We start from the raw sequence: 7,709 nt of genomic DNA, 5'->3' as shown, positions 1-7,709 counted from the left end.
CCCCGGCCCTTTGGGTTCCTGGTGCGGCCGCCCCCCCCCGCCCCCCCCCCCCCGCCCCCCCCGCGCGGGCTGGGGCCCCGCGGGGGGGGCGGGCGGGGTCCGCCGGGCCGGGGCGTCACCGCAGCAGGCAGAAGACCGACCGATCGGGCATGCTCGATCAGTTGCCAAAGTCGATCGTTTGTGGCCGGTTCTCGCAGGGGGGTCGGGCTGCGTGCTGCGGCACGGCAGGATGGGACCGTGGTAGGCAACCTTCCAGTCACGACGACCAGCTTCGTGGGCCGCGGCAGCGAACTGGGCGTCATCGCAACGGCGTTGACCCAGCACCGACTGGTCACCCTCACCGGTGGCGGCGGTGTCGGCAAGAGCCGCCTGGCCCTGCGCGCAGCCGAGCGGGCGCGGGGCGCGTACGCCGACGGGGTCTGGTGGGTGGACCTGTCCCACCTCTACGACGACCGGCTCTTGACCGCCACGGTCTGCGACGCCGTCGGTCTTCTTGACCACAATCCGCGGGATCCCGTCGACGCGCTGTGCGAGTGGCTGAGCGGCCGGCAGGTCCTGCTCGTCTTCGACTGCTGCGAGCGCCTGCTGCCCGCCTGCCGGCGTCTGGTGGGTGAACTGCTCACGGCAGCACCCCGGTTGACCGCGCTCGCCACCAGCAGGAAGCCCCTCACCGTCCACGGCGAACGGTGCGTCCAAGTGGCCCCGCTCTCCACGGACGACGACGGTGGCAACGCGGACGCGCTGCGCCTTTTCGAGGAGCGCTGCTCGACGGCCGCCCCCGGACTGTCCCTCGACGCGCCGGGCGCCCCCGAGACCGTCTCCGCCATCTGCCGCCGCCTGGAAGGAATCCCGCTCGCACTCGAACTCGCCTGCGCGCAACTGAGGAACAACAGCCTCACCGAGGTCGCCGAGCGTCTGGGCTCACGGCTCGACACCCTCGTCGACGAGACGGTCTGGCCCAAGCGCCACCGGGCCCTGCGCACCGCGATCGGCTGGAGCCACGAGCTGTGCTCGCCCCTCGAACGCCTGCTGTGGGCCAGGCTCTCCGTCTTCCGCGGCCCCGTGGAGGCGGCGGACGCGCAGTCCGTCTGCGCGGGCGGCCCGCTCGGCGCCGCCGACATCCCCCGCCTCCTCGAACGGCTCGCCGACCAATCCGTCCTCCAGCGGACGGGCACCCGCTACCGGATGCTCGACACCCTGCGCGAGTACGGCGCCATGTGGCTCGCGGAACTCGGCGAGGAGCAGTCGCTCGCCAGGCTCCACGCCACGCACTTCGCCGCCCTCCTGGCCGAGGCGGAGGCCGAGTGGCTCAGTGACCAGCAGGTCGTCTGGTACGCCAGGGTCTCCGACAGCCACACCGACGTACGCGCCGCACTCGATCACCTCATCGCCGAGGACCCCGGGGCCGCCGTCGACATGGCCGGACGGACAGGCCTGTTCTGGCCCTGCTGCGGGCACCTCCACGAATCCCGCGACTACCTCGAACGCGTCCTCGCCCTGGACACGCCCGAAGGCCCCTCCCGCACCCGCGCGCTCTGGGCCCTGGGCATCACGCTCACGCTCCAGGGCGACCACCCGGCAGCCCTGCGCGTCGGAGAGGAGTGCGCCGCCGCCGCGCGCCGGGACGGTACACCGGCATCCGCGCTCTTCGCCGCCCACACCCAGGGACTGACCCATCTCATGGCCGGCCGGCCCCAGGACGCGTACGACGTGAGCGACCACGCCCTGGTCACCCACAGCACCTCGCCCCCCGCGGGCGCACCGCAGTTGTGCTGCATGGTGATCCGCACGTTCGCCCACTCGGCGCTGGGCCGCCTGTCCGAGGCCTACGAGGCGGCCACCGGCCTGCGCCGTCTCAGCCTCCAGTACGGCGAGCACTGGGCCCGCTCGTACGCGTTCCACCAGCTCGCCTACATCGACCTGCTCCAAGGGCGCCCCCACGACGCCGAGCACCACGCGCGGGCGATGCTCATCAGCAAGCACAACCTCCGGGACAACCTCGGCATCGCCCTCGCCCTGGACCTCCTCACGGGAGCCAACGCGGCGCAGGGCGACGGAATCGGGGCCGCCCGCACCTCGGGCACCGGAAACACCTACTGGCGCAGGCTCGGCCACCCGAACCACGGCACGCCCGAGCTCTCCGAGGTACGGGACCGGTGGGAGCACCAGGCCCGCTCGGCGGCCGGCGACGTCGCCTACGACAAGGCTTTCCACGCCGCCCTCCACGACGACGCCGAACAGGGCCTCGCCGTCGTACTGGACGGACCACCGGCCCTCTGAAGGCGCCGGGATCGCCCGGCACGTTTCGTCTCCACGCAGCCAGGTACCCAGTGCGCGTCCGCGGCTGCGTGTGCGCAGCCGTGCCGACTGGCGAAGAATGGAGGTTGCTGTGACCGATCACCGACGTGCAGGCCCTGGTGAGGACGGGGCTCCCATCCCCAGGGACATGCCTGATCAGCAGGCCGACGGGGAGGACCCGACCGCCGACCCCGCCGAGCAGGTGGACCGCATGGATGATGTTCCCGACACGGACGAGGCGGGCACGCGGCGGCGCGGCGACCACGGGTCGGACACCGTGCACCCCGAGCACCCCGACCCCGACGAGTCACCGGCCTGAATCCCTTCCCGCCAAGGAGTTCCATGGGCGTCACCGACCGATTCCGCGGCTGGCCGGTCTACCGGCAGCTGACGGGGGACGACCGACTCGGCCGGGGGAGCGCCGCCAAGTCGCGGCAGACGGCCGAGCTGCGGCCGCGTACCGACACCGCGGAACGGGTGACGCAGTCCATCTGCCCGTACTGCGCCGTCGGGTGCGGCCAGCAGGTGTACGTCAAGGACGACAAGGTCGTGCAGATCGAGGGCGACCCCGCCTCCCCGATCAGCCGCGGCCGGCTCTGCCCGAAGGGCTCGGCGACGCTGCAGCTGACCACGGGACCCGCCCGTCACCACCAGGTGCTCTACCGGCGCCCCCACGGCACCGACTGGGAGACGCTCGACCTCGACACGGCCATGGACATGGTGGCCGACCGGGTCGTCGCGACCCGCCGCGCCACCTGGGAATGGGAGCGGGACGGCGTGCGCACGGCCCGCACCATGGGCATCGCGAGCCTGGGCGGAGCCACGCTCGACAACGAAGAGAACTACCTGATCAAGAAGTTGTTCACCGGTCTGGGCATGGTCCAGGTGGAGAACCAGGCACGGGTGTGTCACAGCTCCACCGTCGCCGGTCTCGGTACCTCGTTCGGCCGAGGCGGCGCCACCACTTTCATGCAGGACCAGCAGCACTCCGACTGCATCGTCATCCAGGGCTCGAACTACGCCGAGGCGCACCCCGTGGGCTTCCAGTGGGTGATGGAGGCGAAGGCCCGCGGCGCGACCGTCATCCATGTGGACCCCCGGTACACGCGCACGAGCGCGCTCGCCGATCTCCACGTCCCGCTGCGGGCGGGCAGCGACATCGCCTTCATCGGCGGGATCATCAACCACGTCCTGACCGAGGAGAAGGACTTCCGCGAGTACGTCCTGCACTACACGAACGCCGCGACGCTGGTGAGCGAGGACTTCCGCGACTCCGAGGACCTCGACGGTGTCTTCTCCGGTCTGGACGAGGAGAAGCGCCACTACGACCAGCACACCTGGCAGTACGAGGGCGCGCAGGTGCAGCAGCCGACCGGCGAGGTCGACGAGCAGTACGAGGACCGCGTCAGCGAGGCGGGCCGCTCCGAGACCCACGGGTCGGGAGGAGCCCGCACCACCCCCTCCGCGCCCAGCGATCCGACGCTGAAGCATCCGCGCTGCGTGTACCAGGTCCTCAAGCGGCACTTCGCCCGTTACACGCCGGAGACGGTCGAGGACGTGTGCGGCGTGCCGCGCGAGACGTTCCTGCGCGTGTGCGACGCGCTGACGTCCAACTCAGGCCGCGAGCGCACCAGTTGCTTCGTGTACGCGGTCGGGTGGACGCAGCACTCCACCGGCTCGCAGTACATCCGGGCCGCAAGCATCCTGCAGCTCCTGCTGGGCAACATCGGGCGCCCCGGCGGCGGCATCCAGGCGCTGCGCGGCCACGCCTCCATCCAGGGGTCCAGCGACATCCCGACCCTCTTCAACCTGCTGCCGGGCTATCTGCCGATGCCCCACGCCCACCAGCACATGGACCTCGAAAGCTTCATCAAGGCCTCCCGCACCGAGAAGGGCTTCTGGGCCGAGATGCGGTCCTACTTCGTCAGCCTGCTGAAGGCCTATTACGGCGATGCCGCGCGCGAGGACAACGACTTCTGCTTCGACCACCTGCCACGCCTCACCGGGTCGCACGCCACGTACGAGACGGTGATGGCGCAGCTCGACGGGGAGTGCAAGGGCTACTTCCTGATGGGGGAGAACCCCGCGGTCGGTTCGGCCAACACCCGCTTGCAGCGCATGGGCATGGCCCAGCTGGAGTGGCTCGTCGTACGCGACTTCTCGCTCATCGAGTCGGCCACCTGGTGGCAGGACGGCCCGGAGATCGAGAGCGGAGAGCTGCGCACCGAGGACATCGGCACGGAAGTCTTCTTCTTTCCGGCGGCGGCTCACACGGAGAAGTCCGGGTCCTTCACCAACACCAACCGCTGGATCCAGTGGCACCACGCGGCTGTCGAACCCGCGGGCGAGGCCCGGAGCGACCTGTGGTTCACGTACCACCTGGGCCGCCGCATCAAAGAGAAGCTGGCCGGCTCCGAGGCCCCGATGGACCGGCCGATCCTGGACCTCACCTGGGACTATCCCGTCGAGGGCCCGCTGGACGAGCCCGTCGCCGCCGCCGTGCTCGCCGAGATCAACGGCCATGGCCCCGACGGGAAACCGCTCTCCGCCTACACCGAGCTGAAGGACGACGGTTCGACCCGCTGCGGATGCTGGATCTACTGCGGGGTGTACGCCGACGGCATCAACCAGGCGGCCCGCAAGAGACCGCAGCAGGAGCAGGACTGGGTGGCCGCCGAGTGGGCCTGGGCCTGGCCCGCCAACCGCCGCATCCTCTACAACCGGGCCTCCGCCGCCCCCGACGGCACCCCGTGGAGCGCACGCAAGGCCTACCTCTGGTGGGACCCGGACGCCGGCCGCTGGACGGGCCACGACATCGCGGACTTCGTGCCCGACCGGGCCCCCGACCACGTGCCCGACGACGACGCGAGCGGCCCTGACGCGCTGCGCGGCGACGACCCGTTCATCATGCAGGCCGACGGAAAAGCGTGGCTGTACGCGCCCGCGGGCCTGGAGGACGGCCCCCTGCCCACGCACTACGAGCCGCAGGACTCGCCGTTCACCAACGCGCTGTACCCCCGCACCTCGCGCTCCCCGGTGCGGCAGGTGATGTCCCGCGAGGGGAACCGCTACCACCCCAGCGGCAACGACCCCGGCGCGGACGTCTACCCGTACATCGTCACCACCCACCGGCTGACCGAGCACTTCACGGCCGGCGGCATGAGCCGCTGGTCGCCGTACCTGTCCGAGCTGCAGCCGGAGTTGTTCTGCGAGCTCTCGCCGCAGCTCGCCGCCGAGCGCGGCCTCGAACACGGCGGATGGGCCACCATCGTCACCGCGCGCAGTGCCATCGAGGCGCGCGTCATGGTGACGGACCGCATCAAGACCCTGACGGTGCAGGGCCGTACCGTCCACCAGATCGGCCTGCCCTTCCACTGGGGACCCAACGGTGTGGCCACCGGCGACGCCGCCAACGAACTCGTCGCCATCACCCTCGACCCCAACGCGCACATCCAGGAGGACAAGGCGCTCACCGCCGACATCCGGCCCGGCCGCCGCCCCCGCGGACCCGAACTGCCGCGGCTCGTGGCCGACTACCGACGCCGTGCGGGCATCACCGACACCACCGGGACGGAGACCCGTACATGAGCGAGGAGAGGGTCGGGTTCTTCACCGACACGTCCGTGTGCATCGGATGCAAGGCCTGCGAAGTGGCCTGCAAGGAGTGGAACGCCCTTCCCGAGGACGGGCTGTCCCTGAGCGGCATGTCGTACGACAACACGCAGGCGCTCGGGGCGTCCACCTGGCGGCACGTCGCCTTCATCGAACAGCCGGCGCCCGCGCCCGCGCCCGCGCCCGCCCCCACGCCCGCTCCGACGGCCGACGGACGCACCCAACTGCCCCTGATCGACGGCGAGTCCGGTGGCGCGGCGCCCGGCTCGGAGATGCGCTGGCTGATGTCCTCCGACGTCTGCAAGCACTGCACCCATGCCGCGTGCCTGGACGTGTGCCCGACGGGCGCGCTGTTCCGCACCGAGTTCGGGACCGTGGTGGTCCAGGACGACATCTGCAACGGCTGCGGGTACTGCGTCCCGGCCTGCCCCTACGGCGTCATCGAGCAGCGCCCCACGGACGGCCGCGTCTTCAAGTGCACCATGTGCTACGACCGGCTGGGCGCGGGCCAGGAACCCGCGTGCGCCAAGGCGTGCCCGACGGAGTCCATCCAGTTCGGACCGCTCGACGAACTGCGCGAGAGAGCGGCGCTGCGCGTCGACGACCTGCACGACGCGGGGGTGGCCGGGGCCCGCCTGTACGGACACGATCCCGAGGACGGCGTGGGCGGCGACGGGGCGTTCTTCCTGCTCCTGGACCGGCCCGAGGTGTACGGGCTGCCCCCGGACCCCGTCGTCACCACCCGCGATCTGCCGGCCATGTGGAAACACGCGGGCGGCGCAGCGCTGGCGCTCCTCGCCGGTGTCGCGGTGTCCTTCGCGGCGGCGGGCAGGGGGCGGCGATGACGGCCCAGGACCGCTCGACGGGTGCGCGGCGGCGCGGCCGCCGCGGTGAGCAACTGATGGTGCCCAAGGCCGAGTTCGACTCGTACTACGGCCGCCCGGTGATCAAACCGCCCTCGTGGGCTGCGCGCGACATCGCCGGATACTTCTTCCTCGGCGGGCTCGCCGGGGCGGGCTCCGTCTTCGCCGCGTCGGCCCAGTACACGGGCCGCACGCGGACGGAGACGGCGCTCAAGGTCTCCTCGCTCGCCGCCGTCTCGCTCTCGGCCGCGGCCCTCATTCACGACCTCGGCCGCCCGGCCCGCTTCGCGAACATGCTCAGGGTCTTCAAGCCCACCTCACCGATGAGCATGGGCACCTGGCTGCTGAGCGCCTACGGCCCCGCCGCGGGAGCGGCCGCGGTCTGTGCCGTCACCGGCCGGCTGCCCAGGACGGGCGCCCTGGCCACCGGAACGGCCGCCGTCCTCGGCCCCGTGGTCGCCGCGTACACCGCCGTCCTCGCGGCCGACACGGCGGTGCCCGGATGGCACGGGGTCCACCGCGAACTGCCCTACCTCTTCACGGCCTCGGCGACGGCGGCCGCCGCGGGCATGGCTCTCGTCGTCGCTCCCGTCCACGAGAACACGCCCGCCCGCCGCGCGGCCGGACTCGCCGCGCTCGCCGACACCGTGGCCATGAAGGCGGCCCAGCGACGGCTCGGCCCGGTCGCCGAGACGTACCGGGAGGGCAGGGCGGGCACGCTCCTTCGCACCGCGCAGGCGCTCACGCTCGCCGGCGCCGCCGGCGCGGCCGTCCTGGGCCGCAGCCGGCCGGCCGCGATCGCCTCGGGCCTCGCACTGCTCGCGGGCTCGGCGTGCACCCGCTTCGGGGTGTTCGCCGCGGGCGTCGCCTCGGCCGAGGACCCGCGGTACACCGTGGGCCCGCAGCGCGAACGCCTGGAGGAGCAGGCGCGATGAG

At 72.1% G+C, this 7,709-nt stretch carries 5 protein-coding genes; all 5 read left to right on the top strand.

The genetic code is table 11. The annotated features are described in order from the left end of the window. Nucleotides 1–237: 237 nt before the first annotated feature. The 5 genes from ACIREE_RS03430 (at nt 238) to nrfD (ending at nt 7,708) form a co-directional block, all read left to right on the top strand. Nucleotides 238–2,280 (top strand): ATP-binding protein, encoded by a 2,043-nt coding sequence (locus ACIREE_RS03430; protein WP_404145529.1) that lies wholly within the window; start codon nt 238–240, stop codon nt 2,278–2,280. A gap of 109 nt (nt 2,281–2,389) precedes the next feature. Further along, the gene (locus ACIREE_RS03425; protein WP_404145527.1) at nt 2,390–2,617 is read left to right on the top strand and encodes a hypothetical protein; all 228 of its coding nucleotides are present in this window, start codon (nt 2,390–2,392) and stop codon (nt 2,615–2,617) included. Nucleotides 2,618–2,640: 23 nt separating this feature from the next. Continuing rightward, nucleotides 2,641–5,886: a formate dehydrogenase gene (fdh, locus tag ACIREE_RS03420; RefSeq protein WP_404145524.1), complete on the top strand. Its 3,246-nt coding sequence runs from the start codon at nt 2,641–2,643 to the stop codon at nt 5,884–5,886. Next, entirely contained in the window at nt 5,883–6,755 is an 873-nt protein-coding gene (locus tag ACIREE_RS03415; protein WP_404145521.1) for a 4Fe-4S dicluster domain-containing protein, read from the top strand. Before fdh ends, ACIREE_RS03415 begins: the two co-directional genes overlap by 4 nt. After that, nucleotides 6,752–7,708, top strand: a complete 957-nt coding sequence (nrfD, locus tag ACIREE_RS03410) for an NrfD/PsrC family molybdoenzyme membrane anchor subunit (RefSeq protein ID WP_404145518.1) — start codon at nt 6,752–6,754, stop codon at nt 7,706–7,708. The genes ACIREE_RS03415 and nrfD overlap by 4 nt, the downstream gene beginning before the upstream one ends. Nucleotide 7,709 lies beyond the last annotated feature (1 nt).

This window comes from Streptomyces sp. NPDC102467 (assembly GCF_044765445.1).
Taxonomy (GTDB): domain Bacteria; phylum Actinomycetota; class Actinomycetes; order Streptomycetales; family Streptomycetaceae; genus Streptomyces.
This window is presented reverse-complemented; position numbering and strand designations above follow the sequence as displayed.

Coding starts and splice junctions, on each gene's coding strand:
- ACIREE_RS03415 (WP_404145521.1), top strand. CDS start 5,883: ATGAGCGAGGAGAGGGTCGGGTTCTTCACCGACACGTCCGTGTGCATC.
- fdh (WP_404145524.1), top strand. CDS start 2,641: ATGGGCGTCACCGACCGATTCCGCGGCTGGCCGGTCTACCGGCAGCTG.
- nrfD (WP_404145518.1), top strand. CDS start 6,752: ATGACGGCCCAGGACCGCTCGACGGGTGCGCGGCGGCGCGGCCGCCGC.